The 18,096-nt window shown below is 43.2% G+C and carries 18 protein-coding genes; 11 read left to right on the top strand and 7 right to left on the bottom strand.

Going from position 1 to position 18,096, the window contains the following annotated elements; translation table 11 throughout:
• The first annotated feature begins 199 nt into the window (after positions 1 to 199).
• The 4 genes from AC5JM2_RS17880 to AC5JM2_RS17865 all read left to right on the top strand — a co-directional run bounded on the left by AC5JM2_RS17880 (position 200) and on the right by AC5JM2_RS17865 (position 2,736).
• Positions 200 to 1,597 (top strand): DICT sensory domain-containing protein, encoded by a 1,398-nt coding sequence (locus AC5JM2_RS17880; protein WP_495836194.1) that lies wholly within the window; start codon positions 200 to 202, stop codon positions 1,595 to 1,597.
• 93 nt (positions 1,598 to 1,690) lie between these two features.
• A complete protein-coding gene (locus tag AC5JM2_RS17875) occupies positions 1,691 to 2,329 on the top strand; it encodes a pentapeptide repeat-containing protein (RefSeq protein WP_495836193.1) in 639 nt (212 codons plus the stop codon).
• 10 nt (positions 2,330 to 2,339) lie between these two features.
• Entirely contained in the window at positions 2,340 to 2,582 is a 243-nt protein-coding gene (locus tag AC5JM2_RS17870; protein WP_495836192.1) for a hypothetical protein, read from the top strand.
• Positions 2,521 to 2,736, top strand: coding sequence for a PIN domain-containing protein (locus AC5JM2_RS17865; RefSeq protein WP_495836191.1), 216 nt, complete (start codon positions 2,521 to 2,523; stop codon positions 2,734 to 2,736). Before AC5JM2_RS17870 ends, AC5JM2_RS17865 begins: the two co-directional genes overlap by 62 nt.
• A 45-nt stretch (positions 2,737 to 2,781) precedes the next feature.
• Here the strand turns inward: AC5JM2_RS17865 and AC5JM2_RS17860 are convergent, their stop codons facing one another.
• Both AC5JM2_RS17860 and clpS read right to left on the bottom strand, forming a co-directional pair.
• Positions 2,782 to 3,606, bottom strand: a complete 825-nt coding sequence (locus AC5JM2_RS17860) for a CPBP family glutamic-type intramembrane protease (protein ID WP_495836190.1) — start codon at positions 3,604 to 3,606, stop codon at positions 2,782 to 2,784.
• Between the two features lie 14 nt (positions 3,607 to 3,620).
• Positions 3,621 to 3,902, bottom strand: a complete 282-nt coding sequence (gene clpS / locus AC5JM2_RS17855; RefSeq protein WP_495836189.1) for an ATP-dependent Clp protease adapter ClpS — start codon at positions 3,900 to 3,902, stop codon at positions 3,621 to 3,623.
• 210 nt (positions 3,903 to 4,112) lie between these two features.
• On the opposite strand from clpS, the gene AC5JM2_RS17850 reads away from it, so the two are divergent.
• Positions 4,113 to 4,469, top strand: coding sequence for a hypothetical protein (locus tag AC5JM2_RS17850; protein ID WP_495836188.1), 357 nt, complete (start codon positions 4,113 to 4,115; stop codon positions 4,467 to 4,469).
• A gap of 654 nt (positions 4,470 to 5,123) precedes the next feature.
• Here AC5JM2_RS17850 and AC5JM2_RS17845 read toward each other — a convergent pair.
• Positions 5,124 to 5,330, bottom strand: coding sequence for a hypothetical protein (locus AC5JM2_RS17845; RefSeq protein WP_210616173.1), 207 nt, complete (start codon positions 5,328 to 5,330; stop codon positions 5,124 to 5,126).
• Positions 5,331 to 6,215: 885 nt separating this feature from the next.
• On the opposite strand from AC5JM2_RS17845, the gene AC5JM2_RS17840 reads away from it, so the two are divergent.
• The 5 genes from AC5JM2_RS17840 (at position 6,216) to AC5JM2_RS17820 (ending at position 13,188) form a co-directional block, all read left to right on the top strand.
• Positions 6,216 to 6,560, top strand: a complete 345-nt coding sequence (locus tag AC5JM2_RS17840) for an STAS domain-containing protein (protein WP_495836187.1) — start codon at positions 6,216 to 6,218, stop codon at positions 6,558 to 6,560.
• Between the two features lie 121 nt (positions 6,561 to 6,681).
• Entirely contained in the window at positions 6,682 to 9,390 is a 2,709-nt protein-coding gene (locus AC5JM2_RS17835; RefSeq protein WP_495836186.1) for a TIGR03960 family B12-binding radical SAM protein, read from the top strand.
• 476 nt (positions 9,391 to 9,866) lie between these two features.
• Positions 9,867 to 10,079 carry a hypothetical protein gene (locus tag AC5JM2_RS17830; protein ID WP_495836185.1) on the top strand — a complete coding sequence of 71 codons (213 nt, stop codon included), beginning with the start codon at positions 9,867 to 9,869 and terminating at the stop codon, positions 10,077 to 10,079.
• A 291-nt stretch (positions 10,080 to 10,370) separates the two neighbouring features.
• On the top strand, positions 10,371 to 12,497 hold the full coding sequence (rne, locus tag AC5JM2_RS17825; protein ID WP_495836184.1) for a ribonuclease E: 2,127 nt from the start codon (positions 10,371 to 10,373) through the stop codon (positions 12,495 to 12,497).
• Positions 12,498 to 12,504: 7 nt separating this feature from the next.
• Positions 12,505 to 13,188: a ribonuclease HII gene (locus AC5JM2_RS17820; RefSeq protein ID WP_495836183.1), complete on the top strand. Its 684-nt coding sequence runs from the start codon at positions 12,505 to 12,507 to the stop codon at positions 13,186 to 13,188.
• 278 nt (positions 13,189 to 13,466) lie between these two features.
• Here AC5JM2_RS17820 and AC5JM2_RS17815 read toward each other — a convergent pair whose 3' ends face one another.
• Entirely contained in the window at positions 13,467 to 14,054 is a 588-nt protein-coding gene (locus AC5JM2_RS17815; protein ID WP_495836182.1) for a DUF1997 domain-containing protein, read from the bottom strand.
• A gap of 348 nt (positions 14,055 to 14,402) precedes the next feature.
• Between AC5JM2_RS17815 and pheA the strand changes: the two genes are divergently transcribed.
• A complete protein-coding gene (pheA, locus tag AC5JM2_RS17810; RefSeq protein WP_495836181.1) occupies positions 14,403 to 15,293 on the top strand; it encodes a prephenate dehydratase in 891 nt (296 codons plus the stop codon).
• A 53-nt stretch (positions 15,294 to 15,346) separates the two neighbouring features.
• Here pheA and AC5JM2_RS17805 read toward each other — a convergent pair whose 3' ends face one another.
• From AC5JM2_RS17805 to tuf, 3 genes are all read right to left on the bottom strand, one after another.
• Positions 15,347 to 15,997, bottom strand: a complete 651-nt coding sequence (locus AC5JM2_RS17805) for an LON peptidase substrate-binding domain-containing protein (RefSeq protein ID WP_495836180.1) — start codon at positions 15,995 to 15,997, stop codon at positions 15,347 to 15,349.
• Positions 15,998 to 16,348: 351 nt separating this feature from the next.
• Positions 16,349 to 16,666, bottom strand: coding sequence for a 30S ribosomal protein S10 (rpsJ, locus tag AC5JM2_RS17800; RefSeq protein ID WP_008232935.1), 318 nt, complete (start codon positions 16,664 to 16,666; stop codon positions 16,349 to 16,351).
• 198 nt (positions 16,667 to 16,864) lie between these two features.
• Positions 16,865 to 18,094, bottom strand: coding sequence for an elongation factor Tu (gene tuf, locus AC5JM2_RS17795; RefSeq protein ID WP_495836179.1), 1,230 nt, complete (start codon positions 18,092 to 18,094; stop codon positions 16,865 to 16,867).
• Positions 18,095 to 18,096: the final 2 nt, after the last annotated feature.

Below are 18,096 nucleotides of genomic sequence, written 5' to 3'. Positions count from 1 at the left end.
CGCATACCAATCCCTATGCCTACGGCTTGCGGCACACTGATCACAAAATCACCATTGTAGTCCTCAGTGCATTGGCGTAGCGTAGCCTTTAAACAGTAAACTAAAAAATAATTGGCGCAAACTTCAGATCAAATTCAAAACTCAAAACTTTCTCCTTTGTCGTTGCTTAGCGTCTTTGCGTTTCATTTGATTAAATACCATGTTACAAGGCTCAATTTTACAAAAGCTAGAAGCAGCTCATCGCCATAGTAAAAGACCAATTCAATACGGTGTTTACTACAAAAATACCTTGGTTTCCTTGTGTCATGCTCTGGAAGACCACATTTTGACTGACGACAGTACACCTTTAGTCATCACAGCCTTCCAACAAGGGAAATGGTATTTGCAAGAAGCCGAAAGATATGCAGATATTGCTAAAAAATCCGGTCAAATCGCGATCATGGCTTCCCTGGATACAGGCTTTGCTGAACATCCCACAAGCCAGTTGCCTAATGTGAACCTGGTAGGATTAGATTCAACTGATCCAGTGGCGCAGGAATGGCACTTGATTATTCTCGCCCCAGGATACACAGCAATGGTAATTTGTCAAGAACTTTCAGTTGCTGATTATGGTTCTAGCGGAGTACCTGCATCAGATGTAGAGCGGAAATTCTACGGCTTGTGGACATTTGAGCCAGAGTTAGTCAAAGAAACAGCAGAATTGGCAATTTCCCACATCGGAGAATATAACCCAGAACTGGCACAAAAACTCAAGGCACATAAACAGGCAATTCAGTCGCGTCTTGCAACAGCAGAAGACTTGAGTGCAGTGGTTTCTCGGGTAGTAGATTACCTCCAAACAGGGCAAGTGAACATTTCCGTGCCTACAGCAACTCGCCATCAAGCGTTGGATGGTAACCTGGTTTCCAACGAAATCCAAGCATTTTTACGGATGGCGCAAATTATTGATGCTACTGATACTACCAATCCAATGGCAGCGGCACAAGTGGTAGCGCTAGCAGAAACAATGGGGCAACTTTTGGATATTCCTGCATGGCAGATGAAACGTTTGCGTTTTGCAGCTTTGCTGCACCGTATAGATCCATTGCAAAGAGTAGAAAGCGTTCTTTCTCCTGGAACTTCTACACGCTACCAAGAAGATACACCCACTTGTGCCTTGAGTTGTCCTTTGGTACCAGGAGCGCAAGTTCTGCGAACTATGCCACAATTGCGAGCGATCGCCCAAATTATTACACATCAAACTGAGTACTGGGATGGTACAGGTGAACCAGCCGGGTTAGCTGGAGATGAAATTCCTTTGGAGTCGAGAATTCTCGCATTAGTCGCGGATTTCCAATGGCGGCTGAATCAGAAAGAAAATTCTTTAGATAATCGCGAGGAGATATTTGCTCAAGCTTTAGAAGAGTGCAGGCAACTGCAATCCCATCGCTTTGATCCTAAACTTGTAGATACATTGGCTTTATTAGTCATGGGTTTACAACAAGGACTGGATGTACCTGTGATGACACCCAAAGCTAGCACTAGTATGTGGCTACTCAATAGCAGGTTAGATAGCGAAAGCAAAACTAGTGAGCAGATTCGCAGTTACGGCAAATAATCATTTGATACAAAAGCTCACAGACGCTGAGAAACTCTTTGTACCTTTGTGTCTGTGTGCAAAATTTAATGATCTTGATAATCCATAATTTATATGAACATAGAAGAAATTCGATTAGGAAAACTCAAAAATCTGCCAGGAACAAATTTAGAGGACGAAGATTTATCAAATGCTGATTTAAGTCGCGTTAATCTTGCTGGTGCTCACCTTGTTGGCACAATTTTTACACGTTCCAAACTCGAAGGTGGACATTTAGAAGGTGCTAATTTGATGGGAGCCAACCTCGTAGAAACTGATTTGCGCGCGAACCTTATGGGAGCGAACTTGATGCAAGCAGATTTGACAGGCGCTGACTTACGAGGTGGGAATTTGCGTGGTGCTAATTTAATGGGAGCAAGACTGAGTCAAGTATCGTTTATCGGTGCTTTCTTGAGTGGTGCCAATTTGATGAATGTTAACTTGCAAGGTGTTGACTTTCGAGGTGCTGACTTGCGAGGGGCTAATTTGACTGGGGCGAATCTTAAAGGTGCAGACTTGAGTCGCGCTGATTTACAAGGTGCGTTGTTGAGTGAGGCGAATTTGGAAGAAACTGACTTGCGCAAAGCCAATCTTGCTGGTGCGAATTTGACGGGTGCTAATTTACTTTGTGCTGAATTAGACGGTGCTAATTTGAGTGGCGTGAATTTGGAGAGGGCGTGTTTGGTAGGGACATCGGTTGAGAGAGTTTCGTGAGGAAAAAGTTATGAGTCTACAGGAAGTTCTTAAGCAAGCATTGCAGCTTTCAACAGTGGACAAGGTGCGTTTGATTGAGCAAATTGCTCCTGAAATAGAACGCGAGTTAATCGACAACCCGTCTACGCCCCGTAAATCATTGTGGGGTTTATGTGCCGATTTGGGACAAGCACCTTCACAATCTGAAATTGATGCAGCCCGCACTCAGGAATGGGCTAACTTCCCATGCTGTACTAGCAGAAGTTCCATTTGATCGACATATAGCCCAAGCTTTGCGTTTAGTTGAGCGCACACAAGTGCCAGATTTACCAGATCGTATTGTCGCTGCTACAGCCTTGCATCTGGGAGTGCCAGTGATTAGTCGGGACAGCAAAATTAAACTATCCAGCATTAACACTATTTGGTGATGGAGTACTTTGTCTGTAACCCAGCAAAACTCCATTTTTGATTATTCAAATTTTCACTACCCGCCCCCTCATCCACAACGCCAGCCCACCCAAAAACACCAACCCTATTACCGCTGCCAAAGGATTATCATTCACTCCCGTTACCCAGTCGGGAACTTGACGAGAATATTTCATCAATCCCCCAACATTAATAATGTAGTATCCCCAAACTAAACCACCATGTAAACCAATCGATAAACCTAGGCGTCCCCTGGAACCCCACTTCGCCCATACCAGTGTTAACCCTAGCAACAATAAGCCAAAAAATTGCGGGGAGGTGCGAATGACTTCTGGCAGTGGTTTAATAAAGTGGGCGATCGCAAAAATGGTGGCATCTGTCCAAAGTACGACAGGGGGGGTATAATCCCGCTGCAGTTCATCCAATATCCACCCCCGGAAAAACAATTCCTCTGCAAACGCCACACCCAAACTGGTAATTAACCCTTCTAAAACAACTCTGAGCAAAAAAATATTAGGTTTTTGCCACACCAACCAACCCAGGAGTCCTTCTAAACTAAATAGAATCAGAATGGTAATCAGCCCAATAGCCAAGCCACGCAGCAGTTCCACTCCATTGAGGCGTGTTCTTTCTAAACCATAGTGCCGAAATATCTGTCGCTGCTGGTATACATATTTGTTCCATATAGGAAGAAGCACGAAAAATCCAATTGCCAGCGGTACCATAGTCAAGATAGTGACTAAATTGGAATCATCTACCAACAAATAAATAGGTACGGCTATGGGCAACCATATTCCCACCAAAGTTAATATAAAAGCGCCCAGCCTTATTGGGGCAGGGCGTTGGCGTAAACGGAGTAAAACTTTTTTCAATTCAAATAGCCCAACTATTCCTCAGGCTCAATTGTGCTGGTCAAACCATGAGTTTTCAATGTTTCGCAATAGAACTCAGCGTGTTCTTGAGCGCAAGTAATCACTAAGGCAAACCCATTGCTATGCGCTTCCATCATAATGCTGACAGCCTGAGGCTGAGTAAGATTTGGCACTGTGGTTAATAGAACTTCTACCACATGCTCCATAGAGTTGTGGTTATCGTTATGAAGCAAAACGCGATACCGAGGCGCTAGCTTGCGGGATGTTGAATTCTTCTGTAAAGTTTCGACAGACACGGCTCTTTACTCTTTTTTGGCTGAATTAGTACAGCACAATATTTGTCAAAATATTGCTTAACACTTATTTATCTATTTTATAGCATACTCATACAAATGTGGGGTTAGTCAAAATTTTTGCGCTTCTGGGTTGATAAGTGCATGGCTTTCGTGTGCGTTGACACCTTATTCTCTTAAAATTAATGAAAATATAGTTGTCGCCTAAACTGCATGAACATGACTGTGGAGTTTCAAGCAGGACAAATTGTGTACTTAGAGCATAGCGACAGGAGGCTGTACGCAGAAGTCATTCAAGTAGTCGTTTCCCGTCAGTTGTGTTGGGTACGTCCTTTGCTGCTGGTCGCCTTCACTCAAGAAATGCCGCAGATCATTGACCTGCGAGATACCTCTGATCTGCTTTGGTATGTGAATGTATTTCAGCCTGCTTTAGACACAGAAGTGATCGGTTTTTTGAGTCAGGTTTTAGCAAAAGAACCAAAACCTGGAGAGACAACAGAAGCTAAGCAACAACGAAATCAGTTTCTTCACGACATTTGGCAAGCACAAAAAGAAAGTTCTGAGTCTTGAGGTGCAAAAGTGCTTTGCTCAGGTGCGTAGTCGTGAGTTGACGGCTGATCTATCGCTTCATGCATTGCTTGAGTGATGTGAGCAGGCGTTGGTTTATTTGGGTCTGCCTCAATACGGTTCAGTTAAGACATTTATTTGTTGAGGCGGCACCAGGAGTAGGGAGCAGGGAGAAAACCGATCCACATGAAGAGCGTTTCTCCCCCTCCCCCTGCTCCCGAGCGTAGCGTGCTCCCTGCTTGCCTTGCTCCAGCTTTCTCGCCGCGCAAAGCGCTAACACGAGCAAATTTCTTATCCCAAGCGTATTGGGGTCTGCCTTTGCTATATGAATGATGTCAACTCCCTGAGCAATCAGTTGGTTGTGTGTGTGCTCAATTTTGGCAGGTAAGGAGGAATTTTTTCTAAACTTCGAGCAAACTGTATGGCAATGATTTCTGACTAATGCAAATGTGAAAGCACTCTCTTTTCAGTTTCTTTTCAGTTTACGCTTTGCCATCAGCCATAGACTTAACCTTTAGAAAAAGTATCAGTAGTGACAATATTCAAGCTTGAGTATTGGTACTACCGTTACTGTAGTTTTTATTTTATCTCCTATTGAAGTTCGGTGACTACTATAGTCTTTACTTAATTTCAGTAAAAAGCTATCAATCCAAGCACTTAGAATAAACAACCTGCACTTGGAACCAACTGAACACGACCAGCATCCATCTCTGCCATTAAGAGTTCTAAAGCTTCATAGTCAACGTCTGAAATATAACCCAGTTGTGTCAATTCTGAGTTGATTTCATTTTCTATTTCAGGAGTCAACTTTTTTATATCAAGAGCTTTTTCTACTAATCGACGAATAGAGTATTTTGTTGTCATTCTGATTACACCCAGTTTATAGGTAATCATTATCTATGGTATCATTTGATATAAAGAGTGATCTTAAACTGTCTGTGTAAGCGATCAAGATCACAAAAATCTGGAAACATAGTGCTTGACCAAAGAAACTTTGCTAGGTGAAAAATTTTTGGAATGCTTACTCTTAAAGAGTTTTACAAAAAATATACCTAGCAAAGTTAGCTTGGTGGACTAATAGCTCATTGCTGCTTCAACTATCTGCCAATTATCAACAGACTTATTGCTCAAATGGGAAAGAGGCAAGTAAGTAGGGTTGTACACGTCTACGTTTTAACCCACACGGCAAAATCCGGTCATGGGGGCATTTTAACGCGACTAATCGTGACGTCAAAGCAGTTAAGAAAGTAAAAAGGCACCGCAGTTGTTCAGTACGAGTGATGAGGCGGATAAAAATCCTGATCTGTTGTACCACAACAGTTGCACACCTCATGTAAAGATGCTGCTTTGAACAACGCGAGGGTTTGGATATTCCATAAAGGAACTATTCGCTCACTGCGGGGGTTTGTGTGTCTTATTTTTGAGATAGGTTTATCAACGAAGTGACTGTTGTAAGGTTAACGCTTCCTCTAGCAATTCAATCGAAGTATGATAAATAAAAATTTTAGGTGTAATTAGCTGTTTATCCTCGCCTCTACGGCAATTTGTGAAGATTATATTTTCCTAAATCTAAAAAAAAAGTATATTGAAACACAGTTACACTAGGGTTTTTGACAATCTTTAAACAATAACTCTATAGCAATAAAGATTCAGCAAAGAGAACTAAGACGAATGGTCGATGTGAGAAAAAAAAGTTTATGGTCAAATACATCTAACCTTAAAGTTCAATAACTTTAATAGGATCTAACGATGCAAGTAGTACTAGACTATCCAAAAATAACTGTTATTAGTCCTCAAGGTTGCCTAAATGCCACAAACGCTTTAGAATTCGAAACAAATATCACAAAAGCACTATCACAAGATGGTATTTCTTTGTTACTCGTAGACTTAGAGTATGTGGAATCCCTAGACAGTGCGGGTTTAATGGCATTAGTGTCTGCGCTCAAGCTATCTCAGAAACTAGAACGGCGCTTCAGCCTGTGCTCAGTTTCACCCTGCTTGAGAATTATATTTGAAATGACTCAGTTAGATAGGGTTTTTGAGATATTTGAAGGGAAAGCGGCATTTGAAGCAGCTTGCTTCCCGATGCAATAAATGAGAGTGAACTCATGTCTAAAAAAGTCTTAAGGAAAAATAAGTGGCTCTGTTGAAACACCTAAGAAATGCTAAAGTTAAAAGTGAGTAGCTGTAATTAAGGTAGCTAAAAGATAGCACAGTGAGTGTTGCAGTTGAAAAGTTAATCACATCGGATATAGTAAAACCAGCTCGTTACTTAGGTAACGAGCTCTTAGCAATTCATAAGCCTTGGTATACGGCAGAAATCCATTGGGTTCTAACATACCCGGAAATTTATGAAGTGGGCGCATCCAATTTAGGACACATTATCCTTTATAATATACTGAATGCCCAACCGCGTCAGTTGTGCGATCGCGCTTACCTACCAGGATCAGATCTAGCAAGAAAACTACGGGCAACAAAGACACCATTGTTCGCCGTAGAATCTAGGCGAACACTAAGCGAATTTGACATTATAGGCTTTAGCCTCAGTTATGAACTCGGAGCAACCAACATTTTAGAAATGTTGGACTTAGCTGGAATTCCCTTAACTTGGCAAGAACGCCTGGAAGTCAAGACAAATGAAGCAGGGGGCGCAGAGGAAAACAATATTTCTTCATCCTCTAGTTACCCCCTGATTTTTGCAGGGGGACAGACAGCGACATCCAATCCGGAACCATACGCTGACTTCTTCGACTTCTTCGCCTTAGGAGATGGTGAGGAACTGTTGCCAGAAATCGGCTTAGTCTTGGAAGAAGGTAAAAAAGCAGGACTGAATCGTAAAGAATTGTTGCTGGATTTAGCGCAGATACCAGGCGTCTATGTTCCTCTGTTTTATGATATGGCAGAGGATGGGTCAGTTCATCCTAACAACCCAGATGTCCCAAAACAAGTTGTGCGGCGCATAGCAAGCCCAATGCCAGCTTATTCTATAGGGTTAGTTCCCTATATCGAGCCAGTGCATGACCGCCTGACAATTGAAATTAGGCGTGGTTGTACTCGTGGGTGTCGCTTCTGCCAACCAGGAATGCTGACTCGACCAGCACGAGATGTGGAACCGCAAAAGGTGGTGGAAGTAATAGATTCGGGAATGCGGCAAACAGGTTACAATGAATTCTCTTTACTATCCCTAAGTTGTTCTGATTATTTATCCTTACCAGCAGTGGGGATGGAAATTAAAAATAGGCTAAAAGATGAGAATATTTCTCTTTCTTTACCAAGCCAACGAGTTGATAGATTTGATGAAAATATTGCCAACATCCTTGGTGGTGTAAGGCAAGGAGGGCTGACTTTTGCTCCAGAAGCAGGAAGTCAAAGGATGCGAGATATTATCAACAAAGGTTTGACGAATGAAGAACTGCTGCGGGGTGTAAAAACAGCTTGGGAACAAGGATGGGACAAAATTAAGCTTTATTTTATGATTGGCTTGCCAGGTGAAACTGATACTGATGTGTTAGGGATCGCAGAAACGGTAAGCTGGTTACAAAGGGAGTGTCGAGCCAAAAACAGAAGATCACTGTCATTTAACTTAACAATCTCTAACTTTACGCCCAAGCCCCATACACCTTTTCAGTGGCACTCTGTTTCTACTGCTGAGTTTAAGCGCAAGCAAGACTTACTGCGCCAAGCATTCCGCCGCATCAAAGGCGTGAAGGTAAATTTCACTGATGTCCGTATTTCAGCAATGGAAGATTTTATCGGACGAGGCGATCGCCGCCTAGCCCCGGTATTGCGCCGTGCTTGGGAATTAGGTGCAGGCATGGATTCTTGGTTTGAAAGTGTAGAAAAAGCATTCAGGGCTTGGGAACAAGCCATCTCGGAAGCTGGTTTAGATTGGAAATATCGCCTAGTGGAGAAGGGTGAGTGGAACTTGTTTGCAACAACAGCAGACAAGGAGAAAGAAAAGGAGGAAACGAGCAAAAAAGAAAACCAAGCATTGACTGCCTGGATCCCCTGCCTTGATTCACCCCTGCCTTGGGACCACATTAACACTGGTATAGAGAAAAAATGGCTTAAGGAAGATTTGCAACGCGCTCTAGAAGCAGCAACTGTGCCAGATTGCTCTTTTGAAAGTTGTTCTCACTGTGGCGTGTGTGGCACTGACTTTGGTCATAATGTTGTGATAGAGCCGCCTTCTATCCCAGAATTTGCGGGTGAGTTTGTCCCAAATACGACCAAAGTACAACGGCTGCGTGTCTGGTTTGGTAAGCAAGGGGGTTTGGCTTTAGTCGGACACTTAGATTTGATGCGCTTATTTGATAGATCTGTGCGACGCGCCGGATTGCCAATTTCTTTTACTGGTGGGTTTCATCCAACCCCTCGCATTTCTATAGCCCATGCTTTGCCTTTGGGAACCACCAGCAGTGGTGAAATTGTAGATTTTGAGCTAACACAGCTAGTTGACTTGGAAAGTTTTCGCCAAAAATTAGCTGATGCTCTGCCATTAGATATTCCCATATATCAGGTGCAAGAGCTAGATTTAAAAGCAAGTGCTGCAAACCAAGCTCTAGAAGCTAGTGAGTATCTCATAACCGTGGCTTGCCTTATTGAGGCCACACCAGTACAATGGCAAGGTTGGGTCGAAACCATCAAAGCCAAAGATGAGTTTTGGTGGGAACACACAACTAAGTCAGGCAAAACTCAGTTGGTAAATCTGCGCGATCGCTTATTTGAGTTAGAATTAGTAGAGTTGCCAAAACACCGAGATCATCAGGATGAACCTGTAGTTATCCTGCGATATGTAGGTAGCTGTCGGCATGATGGGGTGCTGTTGCGTCCCGAACAAGTCCTGTTTATGCTGGAACAAGTAGCAGATACAGAATTCAATCTGCTGCAAATTCACCGGAATCGGCTGATTTTGGCAGTTTAGTTTTTTGGGGGCAATTTGCTAGTAATTGCCCTGTTGTAGTACCTTTGGGTAATTGATTTTTAACAAGGTTGCGTTAGAATGGAATCAAGAGAAATTTTCTGGCGCTGCATTGAGTGGACTGATTCACTACCCTGATACTCAGGGCGCAAAAGCAAAGATATTAGAGTGAAACGATTAGCGGGTTTTTTATCTAAGACAAACACCAGGCAGATTAATAACACTCTCTTTGAGCTCGGCTCGTGAATTAGCTTTTCCCCAACAGTAGGCTCGCTGGCTTCTCTGATTCTATGATTTTTAAAATTAATTGAATGCCCAATCTACAATTTAGGTAGTCCGAGTAACGAGTACCGAGTGTTGAGTCACGAGTGGCGAGTGCTGAGTGTAAATAACCCAGTACTAACCCTTCAGGTATCTTCTCCATCAGACGCTAGTTTGTAAGTCCCAAAGGAATACGCTGCGCTTACGCGCCAAGTGTTATGACCAGGGGAACCAAGCTAGTTCCTTTAACCGGACGCCACATGTACCGAGTATCGGTACAGCCGCAAGGGCGCAGTGGCTTAGGAACCCGCAAGGGTGGACTGGCTCCCCAAAGGCGCACAGCCGCAAGTAACTCACAAAACGCCGCTTGCTATAACCGCTTGAGGCAAGCCAGTTTCCAAGGGTGGGGGAAACCCTCGCACTTTCATTAGCTCCCCAAAGGCGTAGTGGCTTCTCAAAACTCATAACTCAGAACTCCGCACTTTCCAGCGATTGGGTATTGCATCAAAAATTAACCACAGACGGTTCATTAAATTGCTTAAATAATATGCAACCGTTCTGGATGGATCAGGCTTGTGAACGCAGTCAAGCGCCTAAGTAGCTTTCTAAGTTTTTTGTGAGCGCAACTTTTACCAGCAGCGCATAAGCAGGCTTGTAGCGGCCAGAGGTATAACAAACTGCCAAGTCTATTAATGCTGCCAGTTTTTGAGGACAATAATTGAATGCCAAAACAAATTATCATCGCGGAACAGCATCAAATTGCTGCAGTATTTTCTGAAGACCAGATACAAGAACTCGTAGTAGCCACAGGACATCACCAAATAGGTGATATCTACCTAGGAGTAGTGGAAAATGTACTACCTGGGATAGATGCGGCTTTTGTTAATATAGGCGATCCAGAGCGCAATGGGTTTATTCATGTCACTGACTTAGGGCCCCTACGACTGAGACGTACAGCAGCGGCTATTACAGAATTATTAACACCGCAGCAAAAAGTATTAGTACAAGTGATGAAAGAGCCAACAGGTACTAAAGGACCAAGGCTCACCGGGAACATTACCTTGCCAGGACGCTACGTTGTACTAATGCCATACGGTCGGGGAGTCAATTTATCACGGCGAATTAGGAGTGAAAGCGAGCGTAACCGTTTGCGTGCGCTAGCAATTTTGATTAAACCAGCAGGGATGGGTTTGTTAGTTCGTACCGAAGCCGAAGGCAAACCAGAAGAAGCGATTATCGAAGATTTAGAATTGCTGCAAAAGCAATGGGAAGCAATTCAGCAAGAAGCACAATCAACGCGTCCCCCAGCGCTCTTAAATCGGGATGATGATTTTATCCAGCGCGTACTGCGAGATATGTATGGCGCAGATGTAAACAGAATTGTGGTAGACTCCAGTACTGGTTTGAAGCGAGTGAAGCAGTACTTGCAAAACTGGAGTGGTGGACAAACACCGCAAGGGGTGTTAATAGATCATCACCGCGATCGCGCACCCATTTTAGAGTACTTCCGCATTAATGCTGCAATTAAAGAAGCTCTCAAGCCCAGAGTAGACTTACCTTCTGGAGGCTACATTATTATCGAGCCGACAGAAGCATTAACAGTGATAGATGTCAACTCTGGTTCATTCACGCGATCAGCAACAGCGAGAGAAACTGTTTTATGGACCAACTGCGAAGCCGCCACAGAAATTGCTCGTCAGCTGCGGTTGCGAAATGTTGCAGGAGTGATTGTCGTTGATTTTATTGATATGGAATCGCGGCGTGACCAACTGCATGTTCTAGAACATTTCAACAAATCACTAAAAGCAGACAAAGCTCGTCCCCAGATTGCCCAACTCACTGAGTTAGGTTTAGTAGAACTCACTCGCAAACGTCAAGGTCAAAATATTTACGAATTGTTTGGTGCAGTTTGTTCCACCTGCGGCGGTTTAGGGCACATTGTCCATTTACCAGGAGAAACTGAAAGCCGACCCCTCGCACCAACAGAATTACCAGACCGCTTTGCATCCTCCTTGCCTTATAAAGAACCACGTCTGCCAGTTACTCGACCGACTGAACCACGAGAAACCTTGGAAGGATATGGGGAAGCATACGAGAGTGACAATGATTTGGCTACTTTGAATCTAGTCAATCATCCCAGCTACCAAGAAATGACTGATAGCAGAAAGCGTCGTACCCGCCGTAGTACTCGCATAGAAAGGCTAAATGGGGGAAATGGCAAAGATGAACCACGGGTTGGGGCTAATAACCCTCTGGCGTTTCTGAACGAGACAGACTTGGAAATAGATGATGAGCCCGAACTTCCCACCCCATCAGAAGTTTCCTCACCCAGCATTAGCAAACCTTCTTGGGGTAGTGACAGAGTCATCGAACGTAGCCATAAAGTAGTGACAAAGGTAGAGCCAATCAAGCCAGTGGTAGAACCACCGGAGATTGTAACTGTAGAAATGTCGTCTCAAGAACAGGATGTCTACGCCCAGATGGGAGTTTCTCCATTGGAAAAATTGAGTCGGGAGGTCAGAAATCCCAAATCTGTTATTATCAACGTCACCCTGCCTGGGCACAGTCCTGCAACAGCAACTGAATCAACCTCAGAATCACCTGTATCTAGTAGAGTCACTGCTGTAGTCACACCCGAGCTACCAACCGAATCAATTCCAGAAACGACATCTGATGTATCGGGTGATGTATCGGGTGATGTATCGGGTGATGTATCGGGTAATGTATCGGATCTTCCCGTAATGAGAGAAGATGAAAGTGAAGTAACCAGCAGCCTAAGTGATAAGCGCCGCCGTCGCCGTCGTTCTTCCTCTGTGGAGACTGATACATCAACTGAATCTGAAAGTTAAGAAACTTATGATTAAGACGGAGCAAACTGTCACTTCTACTGGGTTGTCAGCACCCAACACACAGATGAAGTGGCTAGATTTTTCCATGCTGTCAACCACTCAAGGGCTGATTGCAGGTGTGGATGAAGTGGGACGAGGTGCCCTGTTTGGTCCTGTGGTAGCAGCAGCAGTGATACTACCAGATAGCGCTTTATCACAACTCATTACAGCTGAAATTAAAGATAGTAAAAAGCTATCCAGTTCTCGAAGAGTGCGGCTAGCGCAACAAATCTGTGCGCTGGCTATAGACTGGAAAATCGGTTTTGCTTCAACAGCTGAAATTGACCAGATGAATATTCTTCAAGCAACAATGCTAGCAATGAAGCGGGCTGTTCTCAAATTAAAGGTGCAGCCTTCTTTGTGTTTAATTGATGGCAATCAGTTAGTAAAAGACTTGCCACTGACACAACAAACGATAATCAAGGGAGATGAGCGCTCTATTGCTATTGCCTCTGCTAGTATTATTGCAAAAGTTTGGCGTGATGACCTTATACTTCGCCTCGCTTCTAAGTATTCCATGTATGACTTAGAACGTAACAAGGGTTATGGAAGTCAACGACATCTGATTGCACTGCAACAGCACGGACCCTCACCATTACATCGCAAGTCCTTTCGTCCTTGTCAAATAACGATACTTAGTTGTGCTAAATAGAACTTATCCATAGTTGTTGATCACAACTACTTTATGTACTTTGGTGCTTCTATCAACACAAACACCTTTTATTTCCCCGCAAACGTATATTTGGAGCTAGTCGATCCTACGAATGTATTAGATCTCTCCATAAATTAAACATTAACCTAGACAGCACAAGGGTTTGAAATTAGTTTTCAAAGATGTCTATTGATTTCAGTCAACAGTGTGACATCTGCATAAGTCTCTGTACATCTGTAGTTGATGATAATTGTGTGTTCATAAACACTAAAACTTTTTCATAATTGCTCTGGTTTGAAGAGCGGCATACTTTTATCCTCAAGCGCTTTTTCTCGCGTTTGCAATGTCACCCAACGGCAGTAATCTCCTAGAAGTTGATGTAGTAATCTTTGCTTAATTGTTAGCAAAACACTTTTGAGCAAACCATTGCCTGTTGCTTCTAGTATTGGCTTAGGCGTATAGCAAAATGGTGGGGGGAAGTCTACCAACACTTCTAAATCGGCTCTTCCTTTGATCACGGTGCTAGTAACTTGCGGTTCTGGCAATAGATACCCTTTCAAATTCAATGTAAAGCGCTGGTTAATATACTCTACACCAAGGATTTCACAATTTAGCGAGCGTAGATAAATCGTTCCATTTGATTCAGCCCAGACTCTCATGTCTACAGTTGGTTGAATACTTAGTGACATAAAGTTCAGAGGACGCATTTTCAACCGAAAGACTTCATCGGAAAGCTGTTGGATACGGCTAGGGTCAACTAAAGCGTTAACCAAGCGTTGAGGTTGACGTAAGTAGTGCTGAATTGGAATGGGCTGTTCTGGAATAGCAATTTCGATTGATTGATAGGCAGTAAATCGAGTAGACATGAGTTTTTTAAAATATCTGTTAAATAATTGTAATATTTTCTTAAACATTTGTGTTCGTCATAAGTCATAAGCCATTAGGAGGGAGCGCGGTTGATTCTCAATTACTTGTACTTATTGACATATAAACCAGCCTATGCATGCAAAGCAACCTTCGGTACGAAGCGCCCCAGCAGACTTTGGCGCTCTTGCAACGCGCTCCGTTCATTACTCATTTGTGTGGAAAGAAGTTTATTATGTCTGATAACAAGTCACAACACTCAATATAAATAAAATTCCCTCCATCCACTTGATTGCTAACGTCAACTGACTTCACGCGAGTGGTCAACTATCCACACAAAACTAAACTTTATGAATCTATCGATTGCACACTTAGGACCTCCAGGTACTTACACAGAACAAGCCGCTCTTTTTTATCTCAATTGGTTGACGAAAAATACGGAAGTTGAGGCTATGTTATGCCCTTATCCCAGTAATGCTCAGACATTACGAGCCGTTGCCCAAAAAGAGGCACAATTGGCTGTTGTACCTGTGGAAAATTCTATTGAAGGCAGTGTGACCATGACACTGGATACATTATGGCAACTAGATAGTTTGCAAGTTCAGTTGGCTGTGGTTATGCCCATTTCTCATACATTAATTTCTTGTGCTCAAAGCTTAGAAAATATCAAAACAGTTTATTCTCATCCACAAGGCTTAGCACAATGTCAAGTATGGTTGGAGAGGTTTCTCCCCAGTGTAGAGCTGATTCCAACGAATTCCACCACTGAGGCGCTACTGCAACTCAAGCAAGACTTAACTGCTGCAGCTATTTCATCCCAACGGGCAGCGCAACTCTACAACTTGCCAATAATAGCTAGCGGGATTAACGACTATCCCGGAAACTGTACTCGTTTTTGGGTTGTCAGTCAAAATCATTTACCAATCTCCCATCCCACTATTTTAGAATGTCCTCGTCACACATCCATTGCTTTTAGTGTTCCTGCTAACATACCAGGAGCGTTAGCGAAACCTCTACAGGTATTAGCTCGTCTAAGTATTAATCTCAGTAAAATTGAATCTCGCCCAACAAAACGTTCTCTTGGGGAATACCTATTTTTTATTGATTTGGAAGCAGACGCATCTCAACCACACGTACAATCTGCTTTAGCAGAAATATCTTCTTATACAGAGATATTAAAAATTTTTGGTAGTTACAATGTTTTACCAATTAACGCTCTTAGTAAAGCAGTTAGTGGTTAATATTTAGTTGTTATGAAACGACTAATAACCACTAACGACTAACCATTTACAACTCACAACTTCTGATTAAAGGTGTCCTTGAGAACGGTACGAGCTGCCAAGTGGTTACGAGTAGAAGTGAGAATTTCTGCTTCCCGTTCTAAACGAGCAGCAGTATCCTGCATTTCTAACAATGTCTGCTGCTCTGTAGCAACACCATAAAGGTTACTTGCTACCCAGTAAGATAACTCTGTTGGTAAATTTGGCAAATCTTCTGGCAGTTCAATGTTTTGCTCAGTTAACTTAGCTGACAGACGCACAACATCTGTGAGTAATTGTTCAACATCAGTAGCCAAAGGTCGCAAATTTGTTGTTGGAGGGTTGTCTGAAATCCACTCAACCAAGCCAACTCGATACGGCTTTTCACGGACATACTTTAAAAGGCGAAATCTTTGTTGACCCAATGTCCACATCTTTATTCGGTCATCTGGTAGTCTCTCATAATGAACAATTTCTGCACAACAGCCAACGTTAGCAATTGTGCCTTTCATAGGATCTACCATCAAAACCCCGAACCTGCGATCGCTCTCCAAAATTGTATTCATCATAATTCGGTAGCGAAATTCAAAAATGTGCAGGGGTAAGGGTCTTGTTGGAAATAGAACTACCTCTGGTAACGGGAACAGAGGTAGTTCGCAAACTGCAATTTTAGAAGAGGATGTCATTGTTACCTTGGTATAAATTTAATCTTAAAAAGCTTTTATTCTCTGCTTTTTCCCGCACTTTTTCTATATTCTATCATTTTGATTTTAATGCTAATAAAAAGCCCCGAAATATATTTTTTCAGGGCTTTGTTATAATTAATACAAAAATTTTTCTGTTAGTTGTTAGTAAGCTAGTGCGTTTCTACTGGGCATACCCGGAAGGGTTGTTAGTTTTTATAGCAGTTGCCAGGTAGATTAGGACATGAACTAATGAGAAAATACGGAAACCACCAGACTTTCACACGCCTATTAAGCGTTAAGCGTTCCCTGCTATACAAAGTAAACTAAGCACTAGCAAATAATCAATTGACATTAGAGCTTAACTTCGATGTCTACACCGGATGGTAGATCTAGTTTCATCAAGGCATCAATGGTTTTAGAAGAAGGTTGGTAGATATCGATAATTCGACGATGAGTACGGGTTTCAAAATGTTCTCGTGAGTCTTTATCTACGTGGGGCGATCGCAACACACAGTAGATTCGGCGTTTCGTAGGTAAAGGAATTGGTCCTATAGCTGTCGCGTTGGTGCGGTTTGCTGTGTCTACAATCTTCTCGCAAGATGTGTCCAGCAAGCGGCGGTCAAAAGCCTGTAAACGAATTCTAATCTTTTGCTGCTGTAGAGTTGCCATCTTAAATTTTCCAGGTTCTGATGAGTTGTGATTTTGGTATTAGGGACTAGAGACGAACGATTAGTAAACAAGCTTTCCAATACCCCTTGAAGGAGTGCGTCTGGAGTATGCGATTGTTGTAACGCGTTCATGGACACGAAAAGAGCAGAGCGGTTATTATACCATCTCTGCTCCTTTTTTAGTTAAGGTGCAAAGGTGTTACTTGACGATTTTGGAAACAACACCAGCACCGATGGTACGACCACCTTCACGAATTGCGAAGCGCATTCCTTGCTCAATAGCGATCGGGTTGATAAGTTCCACAGTCACCTTGACACGGTCACCAGGCATCACCATTTCGGCAGCACTACCATCGTCAGCAGTGAACTGTTTGATTGTGCCAGTCACATCGGTTGTCCGCACATAGAACTGAGGACGGTAGCCTGGGAAAAATGGAGTTTTGCGACCGCCTTCTTTTTCTGTTAAGACGTATACTTCACCTTCAAATTGTGTGTGCGGGGTAATCGAACCAGGCTTAGCCAGAACCATGCCCCGTTCTATATCAGCTTTCTGTATACCGCGCAACAGTATTCCGGCGTTATCACCAGCCATACCTTCTTCGAGACTCTTCTTAAACATCTCGATACCGGTTACGGTGGTGCTGCGAGTATTTCTAATACCCACTAGCTCTACGTTGTCGCCGATTTTGACTTTACCCCGTTCAATACGTCCGGTAGCTACGGTACCACGACCTGTGATGGAGAACACGTCTTCTACTGCCATCAAGAAGGGCTTATCTACGTCGCGTTCAGGAGTGGGGATAGAAGCATCTACGGCATCCATCAGTTCGTAGATTTTATCTACCCAATCATTTTCACCTTTCTGTGTCTTGGGATTCTTAGTCATTACTTCCAACGCCTGTAGACCAGAGCCTTTGATAATAGGAATATCGTCACCAGCGAAATCGTAGTCAGATAGCAATTCTCGAAGTTCTAGTTCTACAAGTTCCAGGAGTTCTGGATCATCCATCAAGTCTTCTTTATTCAAGAAGACAACCAGATTGGGAACACCAACCTGTTTTGCCAGCAGGATGTGTTCGCGGGTTTGGGGCATAGGACCATCCGTAGCAGCAACTACAAGAATGGCTCCATCCATCTGAGCAGCACCAGTGATCATGTTTTTCACATAGTCAGCGTGCCCAGGACAATCTACGTGAGCATAGTGCCGCTTCTGTGTTTCATACTCAACGTGAGCGGTATTGATGGTAATACCCCGTGCTTTTTCTTCTGGTGCGTTATCGATTTGGTCGTAGCCTTTTGCCACAGCTTGACCCATAGCTGCCAAGGTCATGGTGATGGCTGCCGTTAACGTGGTTTTACCGTGGTCAACGTGTCCAATAGTACCGATGTTAACGTGGGGTTTATTCCTTTCAAACTTTGCGCGTGCCATTA

This window comes from Brasilonema angustatum (assembly GCF_059505445.1).
The sequence above is the reverse complement of the archived record's forward strand: the minus strand, read 5'-3'. Positions and strand labels throughout refer to the sequence as shown.

Coding starts and splice junctions, on each gene's coding strand:
- AC5JM2_RS17880 (WP_495836194.1), top strand. CDS start 200: ATGTTACAAGGCTCAATTTTACAAAAGCTAGAAGCAGCTCATCGCCAT.
- AC5JM2_RS17875 (WP_495836193.1), top strand. CDS start 1,691: ATGAACATAGAAGAAATTCGATTAGGAAAACTCAAAAATCTGCCAGGA.
- AC5JM2_RS17870 (WP_495836192.1), top strand. CDS start 2,340: ATGAGTCTACAGGAAGTTCTTAAGCAAGCATTGCAGCTTTCAACAGTG.
- AC5JM2_RS17865 (WP_495836191.1), top strand. CDS start 2,521: ATGCAGCCCGCACTCAGGAATGGGCTAACTTCCCATGCTGTACTAGCA.
- AC5JM2_RS17850 (WP_495836188.1), top strand. CDS start 4,113: ATGAACATGACTGTGGAGTTTCAAGCAGGACAAATTGTGTACTTAGAG.
- AC5JM2_RS17845 (WP_210616173.1), bottom strand. CDS start 5,330: ATGACAACAAAATACTCTATTCGTCGATTAGTAGAAAAAGCTCTTGAT.
- AC5JM2_RS17840 (WP_495836187.1), top strand. CDS start 6,216: ATGCAAGTAGTACTAGACTATCCAAAAATAACTGTTATTAGTCCTCAA.
- AC5JM2_RS17830 (WP_495836185.1), top strand. CDS start 9,867: ATGACCAGGGGAACCAAGCTAGTTCCTTTAACCGGACGCCACATGTAC.
- rne (WP_495836184.1), top strand. CDS start 10,371: ATGCCAAAACAAATTATCATCGCGGAACAGCATCAAATTGCTGCAGTA.
- AC5JM2_RS17820 (WP_495836183.1), top strand. CDS start 12,505: ATGATTAAGACGGAGCAAACTGTCACTTCTACTGGGTTGTCAGCACCC.
- AC5JM2_RS17815 (WP_495836182.1), bottom strand. CDS start 14,054: ATGTCTACTCGATTTACTGCCTATCAATCAATCGAAATTGCTATTCCA.
- pheA (WP_495836181.1), top strand. CDS start 14,403: ATGAATCTATCGATTGCACACTTAGGACCTCCAGGTACTTACACAGAA.
- AC5JM2_RS17805 (WP_495836180.1), bottom strand. CDS start 15,997: ATGACATCCTCTTCTAAAATTGCAGTTTGCGAACTACCTCTGTTCCCG.
- rpsJ (WP_008232935.1), bottom strand. CDS start 16,666: ATGGCAACTCTACAGCAGCAAAAGATTAGAATTCGTTTACAGGCTTTT.
- tuf (WP_495836179.1), bottom strand. CDS start 18,094: ATGGCACGCGCAAAGTTTGAAAGGAATAAACCCCACGTTAACATCGGT.